At 66.7% G+C, this 22,117-nt stretch carries 22 protein-coding genes; 3 read left to right on the top strand and 19 right to left on the bottom strand.

Going from position 1 to position 22,117, the window contains the following annotated elements; translation table 11 throughout:
• Positions 1–67: 67 nt before the first annotated feature.
• The 4 genes from AC1PQG_RS01560 to AC1PQG_RS01545 are packed head-to-tail and all read right to left on the bottom strand — an operon-like array spanning position 68 to position 4,219.
• Complete coding sequence (locus AC1PQG_RS01560) at positions 68–583, bottom strand: AmiS/UreI family transporter (protein ID WP_481120932.1); 516 nt, start codon at positions 581–583, stop codon at positions 68–70.
• Between the two features lie 10 nt (positions 584–593).
• Entirely contained in the window at positions 594–1,877 is a 1,284-nt protein-coding gene (gene eno, locus AC1PQG_RS01555) for a phosphopyruvate hydratase (RefSeq protein ID WP_481120931.1), read from the bottom strand.
• The gene (locus AC1PQG_RS01550; RefSeq protein ID WP_481120930.1) at positions 1,877–2,749 is read right to left on the bottom strand and encodes a hypothetical protein; all 873 of its coding nucleotides are present in this window, start codon (positions 2,747–2,749) and stop codon (positions 1,877–1,879) included. The genes eno and AC1PQG_RS01550 overlap by 1 nt, the downstream gene beginning before the upstream one ends.
• A 36-nt stretch (positions 2,750–2,785) precedes the next feature.
• Positions 2,786–4,219, bottom strand: a complete 1,434-nt coding sequence (locus tag AC1PQG_RS01545; protein WP_481120929.1) for a nucleobase:cation symporter-2 family protein — start codon at positions 4,217–4,219, stop codon at positions 2,786–2,788.
• A 303-nt stretch (positions 4,220–4,522) separates the two neighbouring features.
• Here AC1PQG_RS01545 and AC1PQG_RS01540 point away from each other — a divergent pair, with 303 nt between their 5' ends.
• Positions 4,523–5,425: a DMT family transporter gene (locus tag AC1PQG_RS01540; RefSeq protein ID WP_481120928.1), complete on the top strand. Its 903-nt coding sequence runs from the start codon at positions 4,523–4,525 to the stop codon at positions 5,423–5,425.
• An 11-nt stretch (positions 5,426–5,436) separates the two neighbouring features.
• Positions 5,437–6,135 carry a response regulator transcription factor gene (locus AC1PQG_RS01535; RefSeq protein WP_481120927.1) on the top strand — a complete coding sequence of 233 codons (699 nt, stop codon included), beginning with the start codon at positions 5,437–5,439 and terminating at the stop codon, positions 6,133–6,135.
• 431 nt (positions 6,136–6,566) lie between these two features.
• Here the strand turns inward: AC1PQG_RS01535 and AC1PQG_RS01530 are convergent, their stop codons facing one another.
• From AC1PQG_RS01530 to uraH, 9 genes are all read right to left on the bottom strand, one after another.
• Positions 6,567–7,094, bottom strand: a complete 528-nt coding sequence (locus tag AC1PQG_RS01530; protein ID WP_481120926.1) for a hypothetical protein — start codon at positions 7,092–7,094, stop codon at positions 6,567–6,569.
• Between the two features lie 227 nt (positions 7,095–7,321).
• Complete coding sequence (locus AC1PQG_RS01525; protein ID WP_481120925.1) at positions 7,322–7,513, bottom strand: 4-oxalocrotonate tautomerase; 192 nt, start codon at positions 7,511–7,513, stop codon at positions 7,322–7,324.
• A 98-nt stretch (positions 7,514–7,611) separates the two neighbouring features.
• Positions 7,612–8,394: a class II aldolase/adducin family protein gene (locus AC1PQG_RS01520; protein WP_481120924.1), complete on the bottom strand. Its 783-nt coding sequence runs from the start codon at positions 8,392–8,394 to the stop codon at positions 7,612–7,614.
• Positions 8,395–8,404: 10 nt separating this feature from the next.
• Complete coding sequence (locus AC1PQG_RS01515; protein ID WP_481120923.1) at positions 8,405–8,905, bottom strand: ureidoglycolate lyase; 501 nt, start codon at positions 8,903–8,905, stop codon at positions 8,405–8,407.
• A 9-nt stretch (positions 8,906–8,914) separates the two neighbouring features.
• Positions 8,915–9,958 carry an allantoicase gene (gene alc / locus AC1PQG_RS01510; protein WP_481120922.1) on the bottom strand — a complete coding sequence of 348 codons (1,044 nt, stop codon included), beginning with the start codon at positions 9,956–9,958 and terminating at the stop codon, positions 8,915–8,917.
• Positions 9,959–9,984: 26 nt separating this feature from the next.
• Positions 9,985–10,923, bottom strand: a complete 939-nt coding sequence (gene puuE, locus AC1PQG_RS01505; RefSeq protein WP_481120921.1) for an allantoinase PuuE — start codon at positions 10,921–10,923, stop codon at positions 9,985–9,987.
• Between the two features lie 17 nt (positions 10,924–10,940).
• Positions 10,941–11,456, bottom strand: a complete 516-nt coding sequence (gene uraD, locus AC1PQG_RS01500; RefSeq protein ID WP_481120920.1) for a 2-oxo-4-hydroxy-4-carboxy-5-ureidoimidazoline decarboxylase — start codon at positions 11,454–11,456, stop codon at positions 10,941–10,943.
• Between the two features lie 43 nt (positions 11,457–11,499).
• Positions 11,500–12,693: a urate hydroxylase PuuD gene (locus tag AC1PQG_RS01495; protein ID WP_481120919.1), complete on the bottom strand. Its 1,194-nt coding sequence runs from the start codon at positions 12,691–12,693 to the stop codon at positions 11,500–11,502.
• 42 nt (positions 12,694–12,735) lie between these two features.
• Positions 12,736–13,086 carry a hydroxyisourate hydrolase gene (gene uraH / locus AC1PQG_RS01490; protein ID WP_481120918.1) on the bottom strand — a complete coding sequence of 117 codons (351 nt, stop codon included), beginning with the start codon at positions 13,084–13,086 and terminating at the stop codon, positions 12,736–12,738.
• A 123-nt stretch (positions 13,087–13,209) separates the two neighbouring features.
• Between uraH and AC1PQG_RS01485 the strand changes: the two genes are divergently transcribed.
• On the top strand, positions 13,210–14,145 hold the full coding sequence (locus AC1PQG_RS01485; RefSeq protein ID WP_481120917.1) for a LysR family transcriptional regulator: 936 nt from the start codon (positions 13,210–13,212) through the stop codon (positions 14,143–14,145).
• Positions 14,146–14,166: 21 nt separating this feature from the next.
• On the opposite strand, the gene AC1PQG_RS01480 is transcribed toward AC1PQG_RS01485, so the two are convergent.
• The 6 genes from AC1PQG_RS01480 to AC1PQG_RS01455 form a co-directional block, all read right to left on the bottom strand.
• The gene (locus AC1PQG_RS01480; RefSeq protein WP_481120916.1) at positions 14,167–16,368 is read right to left on the bottom strand and encodes a putative bifunctional diguanylate cyclase/phosphodiesterase; all 2,202 of its coding nucleotides are present in this window, start codon (positions 16,366–16,368) and stop codon (positions 14,167–14,169) included.
• Complete coding sequence (locus AC1PQG_RS01475; protein WP_481120915.1) at positions 16,365–17,135, bottom strand: oxygen-binding di-iron domain-containing protein; 771 nt, start codon at positions 17,133–17,135, stop codon at positions 16,365–16,367. The genes AC1PQG_RS01480 and AC1PQG_RS01475 overlap by 4 nt, the downstream gene beginning before the upstream one ends.
• A gap of 62 nt (positions 17,136–17,197) precedes the next feature.
• Positions 17,198–18,820: a methyl-accepting chemotaxis protein gene (locus tag AC1PQG_RS01470; RefSeq protein ID WP_481120914.1), complete on the bottom strand. Its 1,623-nt coding sequence runs from the start codon at positions 18,818–18,820 to the stop codon at positions 17,198–17,200.
• A gap of 261 nt (positions 18,821–19,081) precedes the next feature.
• Positions 19,082–19,714, bottom strand: coding sequence for a response regulator (locus tag AC1PQG_RS01465; protein ID WP_481120913.1), 633 nt, complete (start codon positions 19,712–19,714; stop codon positions 19,082–19,084).
• The gene (locus AC1PQG_RS01460; RefSeq protein WP_481120912.1) at positions 19,711–20,880 is read right to left on the bottom strand and encodes a sensor histidine kinase; all 1,170 of its coding nucleotides are present in this window, start codon (positions 20,878–20,880) and stop codon (positions 19,711–19,713) included. The genes AC1PQG_RS01465 and AC1PQG_RS01460 overlap by 4 nt, the downstream gene beginning before the upstream one ends.
• Positions 20,881–21,101: 221 nt before the next feature.
• Entirely contained in the window at positions 21,102–22,004 is a 903-nt protein-coding gene (locus AC1PQG_RS01455) for a LysR family transcriptional regulator (protein WP_481120911.1), read from the bottom strand.
• Positions 22,005–22,117: the final 113 nt, after the last annotated feature.

Below are 22,117 nucleotides of genomic sequence, written 5' to 3'. Positions count from 1 at the left end.
GGTGCAAGAAGGCCGCCCTCGATACGCCGCGTGGATTACCGCAGCGCAACGAAGGCGGCCGCAAAGATCAACTCAGATTACCGCTCAGCAACAGATAGCCGGGCACCCAGCCGGTCAGCACGCCCTGCCCGATGGCCACGCAGGCAGTCAGCCGGGTCAGTGGCTTGTTCAGCGCCAGCAACAGGAAGAACAGCAGCCAGAGTATCGACCAGGCCACCCACGACAGCCCCAGCCACCACTCCCCCGGCGAGCTCGCCAGGCGCAGGCAGTCCGCCGCCACCGGCACCGCGGTGAGGGCCACGAACAGGCTGAACCAGCCCAGCCCGCGGCCATCAGCACCGCTGTAGCGGTTGATCGCCACCCACAGGTAGGTGAAGGAGAACAGCAGCGACAGCGCCGCCGCCTTCACCGACGCCAGGTCGGCACCGTCGCCGAAGGCCAGCTTGAGGGCGACCAGCAGGGACAGCCCGCCGGCGAACAGGTTGATCACCGGGATCTCCCGGTCGCCGATGCGGCCAAGCATCCACAGGCCGTTGAGGATCAGCACGGCGCCCACGTAGAGCAGCGCCAGTCCGAGCAACATGGCTACGCCCTCAGCGCCGGGCCAGCGCCGCGCTGCCGGCGAAGCGGGCCGCCGGGCCCAGCTCACGCTCGATGGCGAGCAGCCGGTTGTACTTCTCGACGCGATCCGAACGGCTCGCCGAGCCGGTCTTGATCTGCCCGCAGGCGGTGCCCACCGCCAGGTCGGCGATGGTCGTGTCGCCGGTCTCGCCGGAGCGGTGGGAGACGATCGCCGCGTAACCGTGCTGGCGTGCCAGATCGATGGCGGCGAGGGTCTCGGTGAGGGTGCCGATCTGGTTGGGCTTGATTAGGATCGCGTTGGCGACACCCTTGTGGATGCCCTCGGCCAGCAGGCGGGTATCCGTCACGAAGAGGTCGTCGCCGACCAGCTGGGTGCGCCGGCCGAGGCGGTCGGTAAGCTGGCCCCAGCCGGCCCAGTCGTCCTCGGCCATGCCGTCCTCGATGCTGACGATCGGGTAGTCGGCGACCAGCTTGGCCAGGTAGTCGCAGAACTCGGCCCGCGACAGGTCGAGGGACTCCCCGGCCAGCACGTAGCGCTCGCCCTTGGCGAACTCCGACGAAGCACAATCGAGGGCCAGCGCCACCTGGCTGCCCGGCTCGTAGCCGGCCAGACGGATCGCCTCGAGGATCAGGTCGAGGGCCTGGCGGGTACCTTCCACGTTGGGCGCGAAGCCGCCCTCGTCACCCACCGACGTGGGAAAACCGTAGCGGTCGAGCAGGCCACGCAGCGCGTGGAAGACGCCGACCCCGGCACGCAGCGCGTCGCCGAAGCGCTCGAAGCCATGAGGCACGATCATGCATTCCTGGATGTCGAGGCTGTTGTTGGCGTGGGCGCCGCCGTTGAGCACGTTCATCAGCGGCACCGGCAGCACCGGCTCGCGCCCGTCCGACAGGTGGCGGTACAACGGCTGGCCGGCTGCCTCGGCGGCGGCGCGGGCGCTGGCCAGCGACACGGCGAGGAGCGCATTGGCGCCGAGGCGCGACTTGTCGGCGGTGCCGTCCAGCTCGCACAGGATGCCGTCGATATCCGCCTGGCGGGCCGCATCGTGGCCCTTCAGTGCGGCGGCGATGGGGCCTTCGACGTGGGCCAGGGCCTGCTGCACGCCCTTGCCACCGAAGCGCACAGGGTCGCCATCGCGCAGTTCGAGGGCTTCGCGCTTGCCGGTAGAGGCGCCGGAGGGCACCGCGGCGGTGCCGCGGTGGCCGGACTGCAGCGTGACGGTGGCCTGCAGCGTCGGGTTGCCGCGGGAGTCGAGGATCTCGAGGCCGTCGATGTGGGTGATCTCGGTCTTCATCAGAAGTGCCATTCCAGTTGCAGCGTCGGGGCGCGGGTGTTGATGCCGGGCTTGGTGACGCCGGCGGCGGTGGCGTGGTTGCCGAACTTGTTGAGCCACAGCTCGTAGCCGATGCCGGCCCAGACGGTGTTCTTGCGGCTGCCGGCGAGCTGGCCCAGGTCGGCCATCAGGGAGGTGCGCATCAGGGTTTCCGCCTCGGTCTTCACGCCGGCGTAGTCCTTGCCCTTCTCGCCGATGTAGTTGATGAAGCCCTGGAACTTGAGGGGCAACGGACCGGCCTGGAACGGAATGCCCCACGATGCGCTGAGCATCCACTGGGTGTCGAAGGCGATCTCGGCCTGCGGGCAGGCCGGCGCGCCGAGACCGCAGTGGTTCCATTCGCGGGCGGCCAGCAGGCTGACGTCCAGGAAGCCGGGCACGTCGAACTTGAGGGTCGGGCCGACCACCAGCAGGCGCTTGCGCGGGGCGAAGCGGGTGTCCTTGGTGTTGAGGTCGAAGCCGCCGGTCAGCGCCACCTCTTTCACCGGACCGAAGGACAGGTCCTTGTCGAGGGCCTTGCCCAGGTGCAGCTGGTGGCGGTAGGTCAGGTAGAACTCGGTGGCGCCGGAGCCGCCGCCGTTGACCGGATCGTTCTTGTCGGACTGCAGCACGTCCAGGTTCAGGAAGTTCTGGCCGACCGCGTAACCGCTGCTGTGGGTGAATTGCAGCACGTTCTTGCGGACGTCCTGGGTGTTGCTCGGCTCACGGAACTGGGTCCCGTAGCGATAGCCGAGGAAAGTGTCGGACCAGGTGGCGGCGGAGGCGAGGGGCGCGGCAATCGACAGGCAAAGGGAGGCCGCACCGGCCAACGGCCGGCAAAAAATCTTCTTCATGTTGTGTCTTTCGGTGAGGTGGGGTCCGGGCGCGGATCAGTGGGCTTCGTGGGGGATGGCTTCGCAGGCTTCGCCGCTGGCGTTGCGGCGACCCGTGCCGTTGAGGAACACGTTGAGCACCACCGCCGACAGGGCGGCGAGGAGGATGCCGCTGTGCAGCAGCGGGCCGAGGGCCTTCGGCATGCTGTGGAAGAAGGTCGGGGCGACCAGCGGGATCATGCCCAGGCCGACGCTGACCGCCACCACGTAGAGGTTGTTGCGGTTGCTGCGCAGGTCGGCGCCGACGAGGATCTTGATGCCCGTCGCGGCGACCATGCCGAACATCACGACACCGGCGCCGCCGAGCACGAACTGGGGCACGGAGGCGATCACCACCGCCATCTTGGGGAACAGGCCGAAGGCCATCAGGATCACCCCGCCGACGATGCACACCCAGCGGCTCTTCACGCCGGTGACGCCCACCAAGCCGACGTTCTGCGAGAAGGAGGTGTGCGGAAAGGTGTTCAGCAGACCGCCGATCAGCGTACCGAGGCCGTCGGTGCGCAGGCCGCGGGTCAGGTCGTCACGACTCAGGCGGCGCCCGGTGAGATCGCCGAGGGCCAGGAACATGCCGAGGGATTCGACCATCACCACCACCATCACCAGGCACATGGTCGCCACCGACACCAGATCGAAGGTCGGCATGCCGAACTGCAGCGGGGTGACGAGGGCGATCACCGGTGCTTCGTCGATGCCGGCGAAGCTGACCTTGCCGAGGGCCATCGAGATCAGGAAACCGACCACCATGCCCAACAGCACCGACACGTTGGACAGGAAACCGCGGCCGTACTTGGTGATCAGCAGCACAGAGACCAGCACAATGGCAGCAATGGCGATGTGCTCCGGCGCGCCATAGGCCGGGTTGTCGATCATCTTGCCGGTCACCGCGTCCTTGATCATCGGATTGCCGCCAGCCGCCCAGTTGACCGCCACGCGCATCAGCGAGATGCCGATCACCGAGATGATGGTGCCGGTGACGACAGGTGGAAACAGCGGCAGACAGCGGGATACCAATGGCGCGAAGAAGATGCCGAAGATGCCCGCCGCGATGCCGGCACCGAGGATGGCGTTGATGCCCAGCTCGGGGTTGCCGGCCATCGCCACCATCGGGCCGACGGCGGCGAAGGTGACGCCCATCATCACCGGCAGGCGGATGCCGAACTTGCCGATGCCGAAGGCCTGGATGATGGTCACGAGGCCACAGCACAGCAGATCGGAATTGATCAGCAGCGCGATCTGGTCCTTCGGAAACCGGAGGGCGCCGCCGACGATCAGCGGCACCGCGATGGCGCCGGCGTACATCACCAGCACGTGCTGCAAGCCCAGGGCCAGGAGGCGGCCGGCGGGCAGGCGCTCGTCGACCGCATCGACCGGTTGGGCACTTCTTTCCTGCGAATACTCCGACATGGAGGTCTCCTTCGTTATCAGCATGAGCGCCTCTGCGGGCGCTGGTGGCGAATGCTCCGGACGAGGAATCGACCGGACTCAGGCCCAGTTTAGGCGGCAGCCCGTAGCGCGGCAGAGCCCAGTCTTGATAAGCGGAATAAGCACTTCGATATTGTCGCAGCGCAGCATTTGCCACTCCCTTCAAATACGGGGCAACCCACCCCTCCATCCTGCGGTGCAGCACGGCCTGACGGGCCGCAAGGCATGGCCGGCAACGTCGGCAGCGGCACCTTGTGGGTATTCTGCGGACCAAGCGATACCCACCTCTATTCGAAATCCGATAAGCCGATGAAGCAGTCCCCTTCCTTCCCCCGCCCCGCCGCCGCCGCACTGCTGCTGATGTCGCTGATCTGGGGCTACAACTGGGTGGTGATGAAGCAGGTGATCCGCTACGCCGATCCCTTCGACTTCTCGGCGATCCGCACCCTGCTCGGCGCCCTGTCCCTGTTCGCGCTGCTGCTCCTGTGCCGCCGCCCGCTGAAACTCATCGCCGCCCGCCAGACCATCCTGCTCGGCCTCTTGCAGACCGCCGCCTTCACGGCGCTGATCCAGTGGGCGCTGGTCGCCGGCGGCGCCGGCAAGACCGCGGTGCTGGTCTACACCATGCCCTTCTGGCTGGTGCCGCTGGCGGCCTGGCGCCTCGGCGAGCACATCAGCCCGCTGCAGCAGGCCGGCACCGCAGTGGCCGCCGGCGGCCTGCTGCTGATCCTCGAGCCCTGGGCCGGCCACGGCAGCCTGGCCAGCAACCTGCTGGCGCTGGCCGGCAGCCTTGCCTGGGCGCTGGCCACCATCGTCGCCAAGCGCCTGCGCCAGCAGCACGCAGTGGACGTACTGACGCTGACCGCCTGGCAGATGCTGTTCGGCGCGCTGGCCCTGTGCGTCGTCGCCGCGCTGCATCCGTCGCGCCCCATCGAGCCGACGCCCTACTTCTTCGGCGCCCTCGCCTTCAACGCGCTGCTCGCCACCGGCCTCGCCTGGCTGCTGTGGCTCTACGTGCTGGAGCACCTGCCCGCCGCCATCGCCGGCCTGTCGGCCCTCGGCATCCCGGCCATCGGCGTGCTCGCCGGCTGGCTGGAGCTGGGCGAACGCCCCAGCAACGCCGAACTCGGCGGCATGCTGCTGATCGCCGCCGCGCTGCTCCTCGTCAATCTCGTCCCGGTCCTCCGCCGCGGCGGCCCACCCCGTTCCTGAACAGGTTTGCCATGACCACGCCCCGCCCCGCCATCCACTGCATCGACGACGCCCCGGCAACCCGCCGCGCCCTCGCCGCCTGCGCCCACAGTCTGAATCTTCCGTTGCACGTCTGGAACAGCCCGGACGAATTGCGCGCCGCCCTCGACGGCGACGCCTGCGGCGTGATCCTGGTGGACATCCGCCACACCGACGGCGACTGCGCCGACTTCATCGCCGGACTCAGCGCCGACGGCATCGACCTGCCGGTGATCGTGCTGGCCGCCGACGCGGACACCGCCCAATGCCGGCAGGCCTTCCGCGCCGGCGCCGCCGACTTCCTGGAAAAGCCGCTGCAGCGCGCCGAACTGCGCCAGGCCCTGCGCCACGCCATCGGCCAGCACGTGCTGCAGCACGCCCGCCTCGACGCGGAACGCCAGGCCCGCCGGCGCTACGCGCAGCTGTCGGAACGGGAGCGGGAAGTCCTGGCGATGATCGTCGCCGGCCTCACCAACAAGGAAGTCGCCCGTGCGCTGGAAGTCTCGCCACGGACCGTCGAAGTCCACCGGTCGCGCCTGGGGCGCAAGCTCGGGACGGATTCGTTTGCGCAGATGGTGCGGTGTTATGCGGGGTTGGTGGAGGGGGAAGGTGTGGCGGACACGGCCGGTGTCGTGCGGGCTAGCGGGCGCGTGCCCATCCCTGGTGCGAGTTCACTGGACTTGCGGATGTAATTGCTTGGTGGTCCTTACTGGGCGGCTTTCCTTCTTATTGGCTTGCATTGGCCGGGACGCGCCCCGGCGGGCGCCCTACTTTCTTGCGTCGCCAAGAAAGTAGGCAAAGAAGGCGACCCGAACCTCACCGGTCGTCCGCTGTGCGGACGACTTCCCTGCGCTGCTCGCGGCAGGCGGCCGGCGCGGAACTCGCCGGCGATGCCGGCTCAAACAGCCGCGCCGGACTTCCCCGCCTGCCGCTGTGCTGCTCGGCGGTTCGGAACGGGCTTTGGGGAGACACCGAGCCTTTCCTGAAATTGAGGTTTGTTGCTGGACATAGCGGCGCAGCCCTTGTCCGCCCGTCCCACCCTCCACTCGGCGCGGCAGAGGGGGAAAGGAAAGGCAGGTGCTCGACGGACAGTGCCGCCCAAAGCGGCTATGGCAGGCGGCCCCTAGAAAAGCGCGGCGAACTGCCGCGCCGGAGAGAACGGGTTCATCTCGGACGGAAGCGGGTCCAGTACAAAGGTAAGCGAGCCTCCCTCGGACTTGAACCGGTTCAGCTCCCAGCCGAGCTCTTTCAGCGCCGAGGGCAGTGGTCTCACCGCCGGACAGAGCTGGCTCATCTCGGACGGAAGCGGGTCCAGTACAAAGGCAAGCGAGCCTCCCTCGGACTCGAGCCAGCTCAGCGCCCAGCCGAACTCTTTCAGCTCCGAGGACAGTAGTCTCACCACCGGAGGGAGCGGGTTCATCCCGGACGGAAGCTGGCTCAGCACAAAGGCAAGCGAGCCTCCCTCGAACTTGAACCGATTCAGCCCCCGCCCCAGCCTCAGCAAAGGCTCGGTGCCCACAAAAAGCCCGTCCTGAACCGCCGAGCAGCGCAGCAGCAGGCGGGGATGTCCGGCGCGGCTGTTTGAGGAGGCGCAGCCGACGAGTTCCGCGCCGGCCGCCTGCTGCGAGCAGCGCAGGGCAGTCGTCCACACAGCGGACGACCGGTGAGGCACGGGTCGCCTTCTTTGCCTTCTTTCTTGGCGACGCAAGAAAGAAGGTCGCCCGCCGGGGCGAGTCCCGGCCAATTCAAGCCAATAAAACGGAAAGCCGCCCAGAAAAGAGCACCCAAAACCGAAAAGGCAAAAACACAAAAAAACGGCCCACCACCGAACAAGGGGAGAATCGGCAGCGGGCCCAGGGCAAAAAAAAAGCCCGGCGCTCAGCCCACCCTCTCCGACCACAACACCCCGCCGGTCGCCCAGTTCTCCCGCTTCACATCCACCAACAGGATATCCACCGCCGACGGCTCGCAGCCGAGCACCCGGCAGGTTTCACGGGTCAGCGCCTCGACGAGCTCGCGCTTTTCGACCGCCGTGCGGCCTTCAAAGAGTTCGATGTGCAGGGTCGGCATGGAAATGCCCTTTCAGGTCTGGATTGCGGGATTGCTTATGGGGGGCATCTCTGTGGGGCTCACCACTGGATGCTGCGCCCCACCAGGGTGTTACACCTTCACGCCGCAAACGACGGCTCGTCCCGCATCAGCCGACGCAGCAGCATCGGCCATTCGAGCGCGCCTTCCGGCGCTGGGTCGGCGGTGAGCTGGCGGTGGCTGCGGGCCAGCACGTCATCCGGCGGCATCACCCGCCGGGAAGCATCGGGCGCGGCGGCTAGCGCAGCAAGCTGGATCTCGCAGGCCTGCTCCAGGGTGTGCATCAGCACATAGGCCTCGGCCACCGTGCGGCCACAGGTCAGGGTGCCGTGGTTGCGCAGCAGCAGCGCCGGGTGCGGCCCGAGGGCGGCGACCAGGCGGGCCAGTTCGGGGGTGTCGAAGACGAGGCCCCCGTAGTCGTGGATGCCGATGTCGCGCCAGAAACGCAGCGCCGGCTGGGACAACGGCAGCAGGCCGTCGGCCAGCGTGGACACGGCGATGCCGGCGCGGGTGTGGAGGTGCAACACGCAATGGGCGTCCGGCCGGGCGCGGTGCACGGCGGAGTGGATCGCGAAGCCCGCCGGGCTGGCGATGCCCTCCCCGGCCAGCACCTGGCCGGCGAAATCCACCACCAGCAGGTTGGAGGCGGTGACCTCCTCGAAACCCAGCCCGAAGCGGTTGATCAGGAAGGCGTCGTCACGCCCGGGCAGGCGCCGGGAGATGTGCGTGTAGACCAGGTCGTCCCAGCCGTTACGGGCCACCAGGCGGTAGCAGGCGGCCACGTCCACCCGCGCCCGCCACTCCGCCTCACCGAAGGCCGGGGGCCGCCGGGCATAGGCTTCGCCGACATCGTCGCTGGACATGGCCGTCTCCTCACAGGGCCGGGATCACTGCGCCGAGATCGAGGATCACCTCGTCGCAGTTGGGGGTGCTGCCGCTACGATCCACGACGAGAAAATCGCACACCGTCTCCAGCGCCAGCAGCGGGTGGTGCCACACGCCGGTGGCGTAGTTGACGCCTTGGTCACCGCGGGCCAGGAAGACGCGCAGGTCTTCGGCCTTCGGCGCCGCGCCGGCCGGCGCCACCACCACCAGGTAGGGCTTGCCGGACATCGGGATGAAGGCCTGGCTGGCCAGCGGGTGGCGCTCCATCATCTCGACGCTGAAGGGCAGCGTGCGCGGCTGGCCGCGGAAGATGGAGACGATCACCTTGCCGTCCGGGCCCGCCTCGATCTGGGCGAGGTCGTGGTAGCGCTCGGTGTTGCCGGCGTTGATGGTGAAATGGCGCACCGCGTCGCTCGCCTCGATGACTTCGCCGAAGGAGGCGAAGGCCTCGCGGGTGAGCGGCTGCGGGGTCAGGCTGAGGCTGTTCATGGCCGCTCCTTATTTGGCCACCTTTCCCCACAGGCGCAGGCGCGACACGCCGCCGTCGGGGAAGATGTTGAAGCGCACGTGGGTGATCGGCCCGAGCTTGGCAATCTGTTCGGTGAAGGTATGCACCGCGTCCATCGACAGCTTCTGCTCGGGCAGCAGGGTCTGCCAGAACAGGCTCTGGGTGGTGATGGAACGGTCGGTGCCGCCGCTCACGAAGGCCGCCTGGATCGAGCAGCGGTCCGGGAAGTTGCCCTTGAAGAAGGCGGTGTCCACTTCGATCTTGTCGACCGTGCCGGCGGCGCCCAGTTCGAGCACGCACCAGTCGTTGCCGGGTTCGCGGCGGCGGCGGGTTTCCCAGCCGTCGCCCATGTTCTGGCCACGGCCGGGCAGCAGCAGCGCGGCGACGGTGGAGCCGAAACTGGCGTCGTTCCACGACACCGCGCGGCCGCCGTTCTCCATCGCGACGAGGTCGATGGTCTCGTCGCCGGTCAGGCTTTCCAGCGCGCCGACCGGGCGGCCATAGACGCGCAGGCGGGCGATGCCGCCGTCCGGGTAGATGTTGACGCGCAGATGGGTCCACGCCGCGTCGCTGGCGCATTCGAGGATGTGATGGCTGTTGGGGCCGAGGGGCGTGGCGGGCAGGATCTCGGTCCAGCTGGCGGCCTTCAGGCTCTCCATGTCGTCGCTGCCCGATACGGTGGCCTCGATGGACACCGCCGGCGGGTAGTTGCCGGTGAAGTGGCTGGTGTCCACGTCGAAGCCGCGGATCACGCCCTTCACGCCGAGCTTGAGCAGCGCCCAGTCGTGGCCGGCGACGCGCTTGCGGCGGGACTCCCAGCCGTCCATCCACTTACCGTTGGTGTCGAACTTGCCCGGCACGAACTGGGCCGGTTCGGGGTTGAGCATGCGCGACACTTCGGCGAAGAAGTCGTCGGAGGCGTACAGCGCCTGCGCGCCCAGGCGCGGGTTGGCGAGATCCACCGAACGCAGCGCCCAGTCGGGCAGTTCGGCGGGGGCGGCGAAAACGGGGGCGCCGGGGGTGTGGCTGGCCATGGATGAGTCTCCTTGTATGTTCTCTGTCAGGCTTGGGGGCGGTAGGGGTGCTTGGCGATCCAGTGGCGGGCAATATCCACCCGCCGGCAGACCCACACCCGATCATGTTTCTCAATATGGTCGAGGAAGCGCTGCAGCGCGCGAAAACGCCCGGGGCGGCCGAGCAGGCGGCAGTGCATGCCGACACTCAGCATGGCCGGGCGCTCGTCCCCTTCTTCGTACATCACGTCGAAGGCGTCGCGCAGGTATTCGAAGAACTCATCCCCGTGGGAGAAGCCCTGCGGCAGCGAGAAGCGCATGTCGTTGGTGTCGAGGGTGTAGGGCACGATCAGGTGCGGCGCGGTGCTGCCGTCACTCTTGTGCACCTCGGACCAGAACGGCAGGTCGTCGCCGTAGTAGTCCGAGTCGTACAGGAAGCCACCATCGTCGGCGACCAGGCGCCGCGTGTTGGGGGAGTCCCGCCCGGTGTACCAGCCCAACGGCCGCTCGCCGGTGAGCTGTTCGATGATCTGCATGCCGATCCGCATGTGCTCGCGCTCGGTGGCCTCGTCCACGTTCTGGTAGTGGATCCAGCGCCAGCCGTGGCAGGCGATCTCGTGGCCGAGCTCCTTGAAGGCAGCGGTGAGTTCGGGGTGGCGCTGCAGCGCCATAGCCACCCCGAAGATGGTCATCGGCAGGCCGCGCCGTTCGAACTCGCGCAGGAAACGCCACACGCCGACGCGGGAGCCGTATTCATAGACGCCCTCCATCGACAGGTGGCGGTCCGGAAAGGCCGGCGGGTTGAACAGTTCGGACAGGAATTGCTCGCTGCCGGGGTCGCCGTGCAGCACGCAGTTCTCGCCGCCCTCCTCGTAGTTGAGGACGAACTGGACGGCCACCCGGGCCTGGCCCGGCCAGTCGGCAAAGGGCGGCTTGCGGCCGTAGCCGATCAGGTCGCGGGGATAGGCAGGATCGATCTTGGTCATGACGGGACTCCTTGCGCTCAGCCGAGCAGCGCGTCGAGGCGGAAACGGGCGATGCGGCCGATCTGCTCGAGGCAGGTGCGGAACTCGGTGGCCGCGTCGTTGGCGAGGCGGGCCTCCACCGCGTCCAGGATCTGGTAGCGAGACAGGCCCTTCACCGCGATGACGAAGGGGAAGCCGAAACGTTCCCGGTAGGCGGCATTCAGGTTACGCAGGCGAGTCAGTTCGTCGGCGCTGCACTGGTCGAGGCCGGCGCCGCGCTGCTCGCCGGTGGAGGCCACGGTCAGCGTGCCGGCGGCGGCTTCCTTGCCGGCCAGTTCCGGGTGGGCGCGGATCAGGCCGAGCTTCTCGTCTTCGCCAGCGGCGTCGAGCACCACCAGCATCGCGGTGTGCAGCGCCTCGACGTCGGCGAAAGGACGGGCCGCCCAGGCCCGCTCGGGGATCCACGGGGAATGTTCGAAGATATCGGCCAGGCGGGCGACGAACTCGTCCCGCGGCAGCGCCGACAGGGCGGCGACGGAGGTGAGCGCATTCATTTTTTCAAGTCCTCAAGGTCGTGCTGGGGTCGGGGGCTGAATCTCAGTCGGCGAGCCGGGCGCCCTGGGCATACCAGCGGGCGATCAGCTGGCGCTCGGCGTCGGTGATGCCGGTCAGGTTGCCGAGGGGCATGTAGCCGCTGGCCACCGTCTCGGCCATCTTGGCGGCGTGCTGGCCGATGCCTTCGGCGCTCTGCAGCACCACACCCTTGGGCGGCTGGGCGAAGCCGGCCTGGGTCGGATGCTCGGCGTGGCAGGCGATGCAGCGGGTATCGATCACGTGCTTGACGGCAGCGAAGCTCACCTTCTCACCATCGCTCTTCACCGGGGCCGGGGCCATCAGCACCATCAGCAGGGCCAGCAGCGCGACGCCGGCGGCGGGCAGCCACCACTTCACCTGGCCACGATGGCGCAGCACGAAGAACTGACGGATCAGCACGCCGGCCAGCATCATGACCACCAGCACCAGCCAGCCGTTGGGGTGGGAATAGGTCATCGGGTAGTGGTTGCTGATCATCACGAACAACACCGGCAGCGTGAAGTAGGTGTTGTGCACCGAGCGCTGCTTGCCGATCTGGCCGGGACGCGGATCCACCGGCTCGCCGGCGCGGATCTGCTCGACCATGCGCTTCTGGCCGGGGATGATGTGGATGAACACGTTGGCCACCATCATCGTGCCGAGCATCGCACCCACATGCATGTAGGCGCCGCGGGCCGAGAACAGGTGGTGCAGCAGCCAGTCGGCCAGCACCACGAAACCGAACAGCAGCACCGCCAGCAGGCCGTCGCGGCCCATCAGCTTGCGGCACAGCAGGTCATACACCACCCAGCCGGCGGCCAGGAAGGCGATGGAGATGCCGACCGCGGCCGGCGGCGTCAGCGCCATCACCTTGGCGTCGATGAGGTAGCTGGAGGCACCGATCCAGTACACCACGGCGAGCAGGCTCATACCCGACAGCCACGTGGTGTAGGCCTCCCACTTGGACCAGTGGAGGTCGTGGGTCAGCGGCTCACCCTGCGGGCCGGTGAGGAATTTCTGGCTGCAGTAGAAGCCGCCGCCATGCACCGCCCACAGCTCGCCGAACACGCCGCGCTTGGCGTCCTCGGGCTTCTTCGGCGGACGCAGGGAGTTGTCTAGCATCACGAAGTAGAACGACGCGCCGATCCAGGCGATGCCGGTGATCAGGTGGAGCCAGCGCAGCAGCAGGTTGGCCCAGTCGAGGAGATAGGTTTCCATGTTTCTTCAGTCTCTCGTGCGAAACGGTGCGCGGATTCGGGCTCAGCTGCCGCGGTAGGTGGAGTAGCTCCAAGGGGACACCAGCAGCGGCACGTGGTAGTGCTGGGCCGGGTCGGCGATGCCGAAGCGCAGCACCACTTCATCCACGAACAGGGGTTCCGGCAGGGCCTGGCCCTGGGCGCGGAAGTAGTCGCCGGCGGCGAAGACGATCTCGTAGCTGCCGCGCTCGAAGGCCTCGCCGTCGAGCAGCGGACCGTCGCAGCGACCGTCATGGTTGGTGACGGCGCGGCGGATCTCGCGGCGGCCGCCGTCCAGGCGGTAGAGGGTCACGGCAATGCCGGTACCCGGCTTGCCGTTGGCGGTGTCCAGCACGTGGGTGGTAAGGCGTCCCATGCTTGTGTCTCCGGTTGTTGGTGTGGGGATGTGCTGTGCAGTTTAGAGCGGGCTTGGATTAAGGAAATGGATATGAGCTTATAAGCTATATATACTTTTCAATATCTTCCTGCCCCCGTCCCCATGAGCACCCGACGAAGCGACGACCAGCTCGACACCTACCTGTTGCGGATCTTCTGCCTGCTGATCACCGAGCGCAGCGTGTCGCGCACGGCGCTGCGCCTGAACCAGTCCCAGCCGGCGGTGAGCCTGGCGCTCAAGCGCCTCCGCACGATCCTCGGCGACCCGCTGCTGGTGCGGGAAAAGAGCGGCATGGTGCCCACCGAGCGGGCGCTGGCGCTGCTGTCCCATGCCAAGGGTGCGCTGGCGGAAATCGACCGGATGACCTTTGCGCCGGAGTCCTTCGAGCCGCAGACCAGCCGCTACGAGTTCCGCGTCGGCGCACCGGACTACCTGGCGCCGATGTTCATTTCAAGCGTGGTGGAACGGATCCGCAAGGAAGCCCCGCACCTGCGCCTGAGCCTGCAGTCGCTGGGGCCGAACTTCGATTTCGAGCGTTCCCTCGCCGAGGGGGATCTGGACGTGGTGATCGGCAACTGGCCGGAGCCGCCGCACCGCATGCATCTGTCGATGCTGCTGGAGGATGAGATCGTGTGCCTGGTGGGGGCGGGCCATCCGCTGGCCCGCAAGGGATTCACCGCCGACGACTACCAGCGGGCGGTGCATGTGGTGCCGATGCCCTATTCGATGAGCCAGCGCGGCGTGATCGACACGGTGCTGGCAACGCACCGCCTGAACCGGGACGAACGGGTGGTGGTGCAATCGTTCACGATGGCGCCCTACCTGCTGCAGCACAGCGACCTGGTGTTCACCACCACGCGGCATTTCGCGCAGTTCTATGCCGACCTGCTGCCGCTGGTGATCCTGCCGTCGCCGATCCCCTTTCCGGCGATGCGCTTCTACCAGCTATGGCACGAGCGCAACCACCTGTCGCCGGCCCACCGCTGGATCCGCCGGCTGCTCGCCGACTGCGGCAAGCAGATCAAGCCGGGCAGTTGAGGCGCCGCCCGGCGGGCGGCGTCAGGCCATTTGGGAGACCGGCATGGCCAGGTGGAAGCCCTGGGCGTAATCCACGCCCATGCCGCGCAGCTCTTCGAGGATCTCCTCCGATTCGACGAACTCGGCGATGGTGAGGATGCCGAGTTCCTGACACAGGCGCGTGAGATTGCGGACCAGCGTGCGATCCACCTTCGACTTGACGATGTTCTTCACGAAAGCGCCATCGATCTTCACGTAGTCGAAGGTCAGCTCGCGCAGGTAGTGGAAGGAATTGTAACCGCTGCCAAAGTCGTCCAGCGCGAACAGGAAGCCCTTCTTGCGCAGGTCGCTGAGGAATTTGCGCATGTGGGTCATGTCGCCGATGGCGTCGCGCTCGAGGATCTCGAAGACGATCACATTGGGCGGAATGTTCATCTGCGCGCACAGCATCTCGGCGTAGCCGAGAATGCCGCGGCCCTGGATCTCCTGCGCCGACAGGTTGATGAACAGGCGGAACGGCGGCGTACCCGGGGTGTCCAGGCGCACCCTCGCAGCGGCGAAGGCCTGCTCGATGATGGCCCGGTCGAGGTCACGGCCGAGGCCGTACTTCTCGATGGTCTCGATGAAGGCGCCGGCCGACAGCGTGGTGCCGTTGGGCTCGATGATGCGCGCCAGCGTCTCGTAGGCGAAGGGCTGGCCGGTGCGGCAGTCGAAGATGGTCTGGAAGTACGGCACCACCCGCTTCTCGCGCAGGGAGATGCGCAGCTTCTCGGCATAGTCGCGGGTCACACGGCTGGCATGGACCCGGTCCTTCACCGACTCGAAGGTGCCGATGGTGTCCTTGCCGAGCTCCTTGGCGCGGTATAGGCCGATGTCCACGCCGGCCATCAGGTCGGTCATGCTCTTCGCGTCGTTCGGGTAGGACACGATGCCGATCGACGTGGTGACGTGGAAGATCTTGCCATCGTCGCCCTCGAAGCTCATCTGGCGCAGCTCGGTGCGCAGCTTCTCGGCCACCACCACCGCGCCCTCCAGGCCGGTTTCGACGAGGATGATCGCGAACTCGTCGCCGCCGATACGGGTCGCCAGGTCGCCGCGCCGCATCACCGTGCGCATCTTCTCGGCGACCTGCTGCAGCACCGTGTCGCCACGCGGGTGGCCGTAGGTGTCGTTGACGTCCTTGAAATCGTCCAGGTCGAGCATCAGGATCGAGAACTGGTGCGCGTGACGTTCCGAACGGCCGAGCTCGTAGCCGAGCATCTCGTTGAAGTAGCGCCGGTTGTGCAGGCCCGTCAGCGGATCGTGGGTCGAATAGTATTCGAGCTCGGACAGCGTGCGGCTGAGGGCCTTGCTGGACCCGACCACCATCACCATCACGGCGAGGATGGAGTGGATCACGCTGCTTTCCTGCGGCGTCAGCTTGTCGAGGGACGCATACGCAATGCCGAGCAGGCCGGACAGATTGGACGAATCCATGTCCGGCACCGGCACGGTGATCATGCGAATGTTGTTGGCGTCGACGGCCTTGCGGTTGCGGTTGCGGACGACCTGGAATTCCTCGATGTCCAGCGGCACGTCGGCCGGCAGTCGGAGGTGCTCGATCATGTCCCGCGACAGCTTGTGGCGGGCCGAGGTCTTCACCTCCTCCGGGTACTCGCCCATGTAGTAGATGTACAGGGACAGCGCGTTGTCTTCGGAGAAGGCGATGAAGAAGACATCGAAGGGGAAGAAGGCGTGGAAACCGAGCAGTACCTCCTGCACGAAGGCCTTCCACTGGGTGACCTTCTCGTGGGACAGCACGATGGTTTCGAGCACCCGGCTCTGGCGTTCGAGCAGGTCCTTCTCGATCAGCGTGCCGGCCAGATCCTTGGAGACCCGATTGAACTCCAGCATGACCTGCTGCAGGTCGCGGGAGTTGTTGCCGAGCTGCCGACGCCGCTCGCCGACCAGCAGTTCGAGGGTCTTGTCGAGGCGCTCGCAGCGGGCCACCGCCCGGTCCAGGCCACGGGTCAGGTCGTTCCGCTGGGCCTCGCTCATCGGCAGGCCTTCGATCTGCCCAAGAGAGGTCTGCAGCCCCTGCAGGATCTCCGCCCGCACGCTCTGCGTCAGTTCGGTGATGCTGGCGGCAAACAGGCTGCTGCGCGTCTGGCTCTCGAACAGGGCCGCAAAGCTTTCCAGCACCCGCTGGCGCATGCCCTCCTGGCGCTGCGGGACAACCAGCAATGGATTGGGTCTCAGATTCACGTGACTCTCCGGAAACGCCCGGCCTCCACCATCAGGTCCACGCCGCACTCCAGCTCCCGGAACCAGTCGAGGAAAGCGGGCACCGCAGCCCCCCGGTAGATCGGGCCGTGCTGGGGCGCAATGAAGTCGATGTCGAGCTTCGACACCGCATCCACCCACAGGCGCGCCGCCTTGTTGGACGCCATGTAGCGGCGGTGGAAGCCATCGATGTACTGCACATGGGTGGCGAAGTCGTCCACATAGGGCTCATCTTCGCCGTCGGGCATCATCGCTGCGCCGATATCACCTGTGAACAGCACTTTCGAGATTGGGTCGTAGACGTTGATCTGCCCTTCCGAGTGCAGGAAGTGCGCCGGCACCAGCTCCAGCCGGAAACCGTCGGCCAGCTCGACCGGCATGCCCTCGTCGGGTACCCCGATGAAGCGGCGCATCGACGAGATCCCGTAGTGCGGCAGGAAGCGCATCCAGATGCTCGATACGTACACCGGCGCTTCGGAGATTTCCAGCCAGGTGGCCAGGCCGCCGACGATGTCCGGATCCTGGTGGGACAGCATGATCGCCTTCAGCCGGTCCGGGCTCACATAACGCAACAGCTCGGACAGCACGCGCGGCATCACGCCGAAACCGCCCGGATCGAGCAGCACGCCGTCGTCACCATGGACGACCAGGTACTGGTTGGAACGGACGCCGTCCTCTTCGCCCGGCTCGCTCTCATTCAGGAGGATGAATTTGTGATCGTCAGTATTGAACAAGGGGATGTTGCGCATGCTGCTTCCTAAGATCCTTCTGTACTTGTCGCAGGCGGAGTATGGCGAGGGATTCGCCGTCTTCACGCCTTGTGAATTCTGAACTCGCCAATCATGGCCTTGAGGTTTCCCGACGTGGCGAGGAGTTCGCCCGCCGCCCGCTTGGCGTCGCGGGACGCCTGCAGGTTGTCGTCGACGAGTTGGGTGATGCGTTCCATGTTGCGGGCTACCTCCTCGCTGGCCTGGGTCTGCTCCACGGTGGCGGCGGAAATGCTGCGGGACATGCCGGTCACCTCGTCGGCAGCCCGGGTTACACCACCCAGGCTGGCGGCCCCGTCGTCGAGGGACGCGATGGTGGCCTCGACCTCGGCGCGGGCGACGACCATCGCCTCCACGGCCTCGGCGGTGACGGACTGGATTGCCGCCACAGTAGCAGCGATGTCGCGGGAACTGGAGGCAGTCCGTTCAGCCAGCGTACGCACCTCGTCGGCCACCACCGCGAAACCGCGGCCCTGCTCGCCGGCCCGCGCCGCCTCGATGGCCGCATTGAGGGCCAGCAGGTTAGTCTGGCCGGCCACGTCGCCGATGACCTGGGTGATACTGCCGATCTTGCGGATGGCGTCGGACAGCGTGTGGATCGTGTCGCCCGAGCGGCCCACCGCCTCGACCACGCGGCGCGTCATATGCACCGTCTCGCCGATCCGCGCGTTGCCGTCGGCGATCAGTTGCTGGGCACGCTGGGCGGCGTCGGAGGTATCCCCGGCGCTGCCAGCCACCTCGCGCACCGACACGCTGAGCTCCTCGGTAGCCGCGGCCACACTCTTGGCGCTGTCGTACTGCTGGACCGACTTGTCGCCGACCTGGCCCATCTGCCGGTCGAGTTGCAGGCAACTCACCTCGATGGCGCCGGCCGCGGTGGCGATGTCGTCGAGCATCGCCAGCAGGTGTGCCTGCATACCTCCCAACTGGCAGAACAGCAGGCCCGTTTCGTCGCGGCGGCGGACATCCACGTCGTTGGTCAGGTTGCCTTCGGCGATCTGGTCGAAGAAGCGGGCCGCCCTCGCCAGCGGACGATCGACGCGTAGCGAGAAATAGATCCCGACGAATATCGAAATGAGGGCGGACAGCGCCGCTGACGTACCGACGAAGACGGTACGCGCCGGCGTCAGCTCGCCGCTTGCACTCGCCACCAGAATCCCTGCCGATAACATGGACATGGAGCCCATTATGGCCCACAAGCGGGTCTTGAAGGAAAAGCGCCCCAACAAGCCGGGATTGACGCTTGGAAAGCGTGCCTTGCTGTCCCGGACCTGGGCATACAGTTGCTCGGCAGCGCGTACCTCGTCACGGGCGGGTTCCGTGCGCACCGACATGTAGCCCACGGTCTGGCCGTTCTTGCGGACCGGCACGACGAAGGCCCGGACCCAGTAGTAATCACCGTTCTTGCAGCGGTTCTTGACCACCCCATGCCACGGCAGCCCCTCCTGCACCGTGCGCCACAGGTCGGCAAAGGCCTCCGGCGGCATGTCCGGATGACGGACCAGATTGTGGGAACGTCCAAGCAGTTCGTCACGTTGAAAGCCGCTGATGTGGACGAATGCATCGTTGGCATGGGTGATGATGCCTTTCAGATCGGTTTTTGAGACCAGGTAGCGCCCCGTCGGAAACGGCACTTCGGTCTGTGAAACAGGCAGATTGACCTTCACGGGTTGTCTTTGGTGTGTGTGCCCTCCGACCGATCTGGCGGCTCGGCAACCGGGGAGGCGCGTGCTGTTGTCTAGGATGCACGGGCTATGTTTTTTGTATGGCGCTCGGCATTCACGTCAGCCATGAATTCGATGGCCTCGCGCCCGACGATAACAATCTTTCATAGGGGTGTATGTCAGATTTTCCTGAAACGCGCCCAGAAACCCCTGATTTGTGAATGGTCTCCCCGATGCCCCCGGAAGGCGGCCCTTCCACCCGCCTCAAACGACGGTCAGGCCGTGGCGGATCACATAGCGGATCAGGTCGGCGTTGTTGTCCACCTGCAGCTTTTCCATCAGACGCATCTTGTGGGTGCTGACGGTCTTCGGGCTGAGGTGCAACTGGTCGGCAATCTCGCCGAGGGGGAGGCCGCTGGCGATGCCTTCAAGCACTTGGCGCTCCCGCTCGGACAACGTCTCGTGGGCCAGGGAATGGGCGGGGCCGCGATCGAAGATCATCAGATCCACCAGGGCCGGGTCGATGAAACGGCCGCCACGGGCGACCTTGCGGATCCCTTCCAGCAACACCTCGGGCTCACTGTCCTTCGTGATGTAGCCACTGGCGCCGGCGCGCAACGTGCGGGCCACGATCTGCCCCTCGTTGTGCATCGACAGGACAAGCAGGGGCAGCCGCGGATAGTCGATCTGCAGGCGGCCGATGAGGTCCAGCCCAGCCAGGCCGGGCATCGACATGTCGAGCAGCAGCAGGTCCACCGACAGGCGCTGCAACTGCTCGAAAATGTCCTCGCCGCGGGTCGCCTCGGCCACCACCGCGATGTCGATGGTCGTCGCGATGATCTGCTTGAGGCCACTGCGCACAATGGCGTGGTCGTCGGCGATCATCAGCCTGATCATGAGCCTCCCCCGGCCACCAGCGGCAGCTCGATGGACACCGTCGTGCCCCGCCCCGGGCTGCTGTCGATGACCAGCGTTCCCTCGAGGGCCAGCACCCGCTCGCGCATACCGAGCAGGCCGAAGCTGCGCAGCTTGTCGGCGGCCTGCGGATCGAAGCCGCAGCCGTCATCGGAGATATGCAGGCGCAAGCGTCCGCTCTCCCGCTTCAGCGACACTTGCACGTGGCGGGCACGGGCATGGCGGGCGATATTGGTCAGGGATTCCTGCACGAGGCGGAACACCACCGTCGCGCGGACCTCGTCCATCGCCAGCTCGTCGTCGCCCACATAAAGGCGGCAGCAGATCTCGGAGCGCCGCTGCAGGTCGTCGAGCAGCCATTCGATGGCCGGCACCAGGCCCAGGTCGAGGGCGGCCGGGCGCAGATTGCTGGCGATCTGGCGCACCACCTCGATGGTGCCCTCAGCCAACTCGCGCATGCGCCCGGCCATGCGGAACAGCTCGGGGTTGTGACCGAAACCGATGCGCAGCAGGGAAACATCCATCTTCAACGCGGTCAGGCGCTGGCCCAGTTCGTCGTGGATCTCGCGGGCGATATGCTTGCGCTCCTGCTCCAGCAGGGTCTTCTGGTGGTGGGACAACTCACGCAATTGCCGCCGGGATTCGAGCAGCGCCTGCTCGGCCTGCTTCTGGGTGTCGATGTCGAGCATCTGCCCCACCGACGCAATCATCCGGCCGTTCTTGTCGAGGATCTCGGACACCACCATCAGCGCCCACACCACGCGGCCGTCCTTGCGCACGTAGCGCTTTTCCATCTGGAACTTGGGCAGCTTGCCGTCGAGCATCAGAGCCCGCGCGCTGATGTTGTCCGCCAGGTCGTCGGGATGGGTGATGTCGTGGTAGGACATGCCCAGCAGTTCGCCCTCGGAATAACCGACGAACTCGCACATGGCCTGGTTGACCTTCATGTAGCGCCCGTCGAAGTCGGCCACCGCCATGCCGACCGCCGCCGCATCGAAGGTGCTCTGGAAGAACTCCTTGCTGAGGCGCATCTCCTCTTTGGCGCGGCGGACTTTGGCGATGACGGAGCAAGCGCCACCCACCGTCGACAGGCTCAGCACGGTCATCGCCACGGCGATGGAGAGGTTGATGTTCGCGAGTACGTCCATGCGCTTCGTAAAAGGTCCGGCTGCCCGGGCTCGACGGTCATCCACCCGAGCCACCAGACCGGACCGTTCATCCCACGCGGCCAGGCCTCAGCGGCAGGCCGGGCATCCATTGTTTCGACGCAGGTTAACACATGCCCCCGAACGCCTTGCGGTACTCCACCACGGTCCGGCGTACATTGGTGGAGAAGGCCGCCGGCCGTGGCTCTCCGGCCGATTCCCCGTCAGTCGGCAGCGGCGTATTCCGGCCGCGCCGCGAGGCGCTGGCGCAGGCGCTCGACGACGATGCGTACCTTTGGCGAAAGGTTGCGCCGCGGCGGGATCAGCGCCCACACGCCGTGGGCCGGGCTGTGCAGCTGATGATCTGGCAGCAGCGCCACCAGCGCGCCGCTATGCAGATGCGGTAGCACGTAGTAGTCGGGCAGCTGGCACACGCCGATGCCACACAGCGCCGCGTCGAGCACCGCCAGGCCGCTGTTGCAGCGCCAGTTGCCGGCCACCCGCTGGGACAGCTCGCGGCCGTCCACCTGAAACAGCCAGCTGTCGGAGATACCGAGCAGGCAGTTGTGGCGCTCCAGGTCGGCCAGGCTGGTCGGTGTGCCGTGACGGGCCAGATAGTCGGGCGTCGCGCACACGTACATCACCCGCGGCGCCAGGCGTACCGCCACCAGCCGGGTGTCGCTCAGGCGGCCGAGGCGGATCGCGATGTCGTAGCCTTCCTGCACCAGGTCGCGGGGCGTGTTGTCGAGTTCGATCTCGACCTGCAGTTGCGGATGCTCGGCCACCAGCTCGTTGATCAGCGGCACGATGTAGCGCTCGCCGTACACCGCCGAGCTGGTGATGCGCAGCAGGCCCTTGGGGCTCTGCTCCAGGTCGAGCACCGAGCGGAAAGCCTCGTCGAAGCCGTCCTGCAGCTGGCGGCAGTGCTGGAAGAAAGCCTGCCCGGCCTCGGTGAGGCGCACCAGCCGCGTGCTGCGGTGGAACAGGCGGGTCTGCATGCGCTCCTCGAGGCGCTGCACCTGGCGGCTCACGTGGGACGCCGACAGGCCCAGGCGGCGCGCCGCCGCCGAAAAGCCGCCGGTCTCGGCGACGGCCACGAATTCTTCCAGCCCTTCCCAACGGCTCATGACGGTACGCTACGATCTATTATTGCCAGACAGCAACAATGTTTTGACGAAGCACCGGATTATCCGCCAGCAGTCCATAAATTACACTGCCGGCTTTCCTTCAGCCTTCCACC

This window comes from Zoogloea sp. GDB6 (assembly GCF_056724105.1).
This window is presented reverse-complemented; position numbering and strand designations above follow the sequence as displayed.

Bases quoted from the DNA above. Each gene is read 5' to 3' on its own strand.
- AC1PQG_RS01560 (WP_481120932.1), bottom strand. From the start codon at position 583: ATGTTGCTCGGACTGGCGCTGCTCTACGTGGGCGCCGTGCTGATCCTC.
- eno (WP_481120931.1), bottom strand. From the start codon at position 1,877: ATGAAGACCGAGATCACCCACATCGACGGCCTCGAGATCCTCGACTCC.
- AC1PQG_RS01550 (WP_481120930.1), bottom strand. From the start codon at position 2,749: ATGAAGAAGATTTTTTGCCGGCCGTTGGCCGGTGCGGCCTCCCTTTGC.
- AC1PQG_RS01545 (WP_481120929.1), bottom strand. From the start codon at position 4,219: ATGCTGATAACGAAGGAGACCTCCATGTCGGAGTATTCGCAGGAAAGA.
- AC1PQG_RS01540 (WP_481120928.1), top strand. From the start codon at position 4,523: ATGAAGCAGTCCCCTTCCTTCCCCCGCCCCGCCGCCGCCGCACTGCTG.
- AC1PQG_RS01535 (WP_481120927.1), top strand. From the start codon at position 5,437: ATGACCACGCCCCGCCCCGCCATCCACTGCATCGACGACGCCCCGGCA.
- AC1PQG_RS01525 (WP_481120925.1), bottom strand. From the start codon at position 7,513: ATGCCGACCCTGCACATCGAACTCTTTGAAGGCCGCACGGCGGTCGAA.
- AC1PQG_RS01520 (WP_481120924.1), bottom strand. From the start codon at position 8,394: ATGTCCAGCGACGATGTCGGCGAAGCCTATGCCCGGCGGCCCCCGGCC.
- AC1PQG_RS01515 (WP_481120923.1), bottom strand. From the start codon at position 8,905: ATGAACAGCCTCAGCCTGACCCCGCAGCCGCTCACCCGCGAGGCCTTC.
- alc (WP_481120922.1), bottom strand. From the start codon at position 9,958: ATGGCCAGCCACACCCCCGGCGCCCCCGTTTTCGCCGCCCCCGCCGAA.
- puuE (WP_481120921.1), bottom strand. From the start codon at position 10,923: ATGACCAAGATCGATCCTGCCTATCCCCGCGACCTGATCGGCTACGGC.
- uraD (WP_481120920.1), bottom strand. From the start codon at position 11,456: ATGAATGCGCTCACCTCCGTCGCCGCCCTGTCGGCGCTGCCGCGGGAC.
- AC1PQG_RS01495 (WP_481120919.1), bottom strand. From the start codon at position 12,693: ATGGAAACCTATCTCCTCGACTGGGCCAACCTGCTGCTGCGCTGGCTC.
- uraH (WP_481120918.1), bottom strand. From the start codon at position 13,086: ATGGGACGCCTTACCACCCACGTGCTGGACACCGCCAACGGCAAGCCG.
- AC1PQG_RS01485 (WP_481120917.1), top strand. From the start codon at position 13,210: ATGAGCACCCGACGAAGCGACGACCAGCTCGACACCTACCTGTTGCGG.
- AC1PQG_RS01475 (WP_481120915.1), bottom strand. From the start codon at position 17,135: ATGCGCAACATCCCCTTGTTCAATACTGACGATCACAAATTCATCCTC.
- AC1PQG_RS01465 (WP_481120913.1), bottom strand. From the start codon at position 19,714: ATGATCAGGCTGATGATCGCCGACGACCACGCCATTGTGCGCAGTGGC.
- AC1PQG_RS01460 (WP_481120912.1), bottom strand. From the start codon at position 20,880: ATGGACGTACTCGCGAACATCAACCTCTCCATCGCCGTGGCGATGACC.
- AC1PQG_RS01455 (WP_481120911.1), bottom strand. From the start codon at position 22,004: ATGAGCCGTTGGGAAGGGCTGGAAGAATTCGTGGCCGTCGCCGAGACC.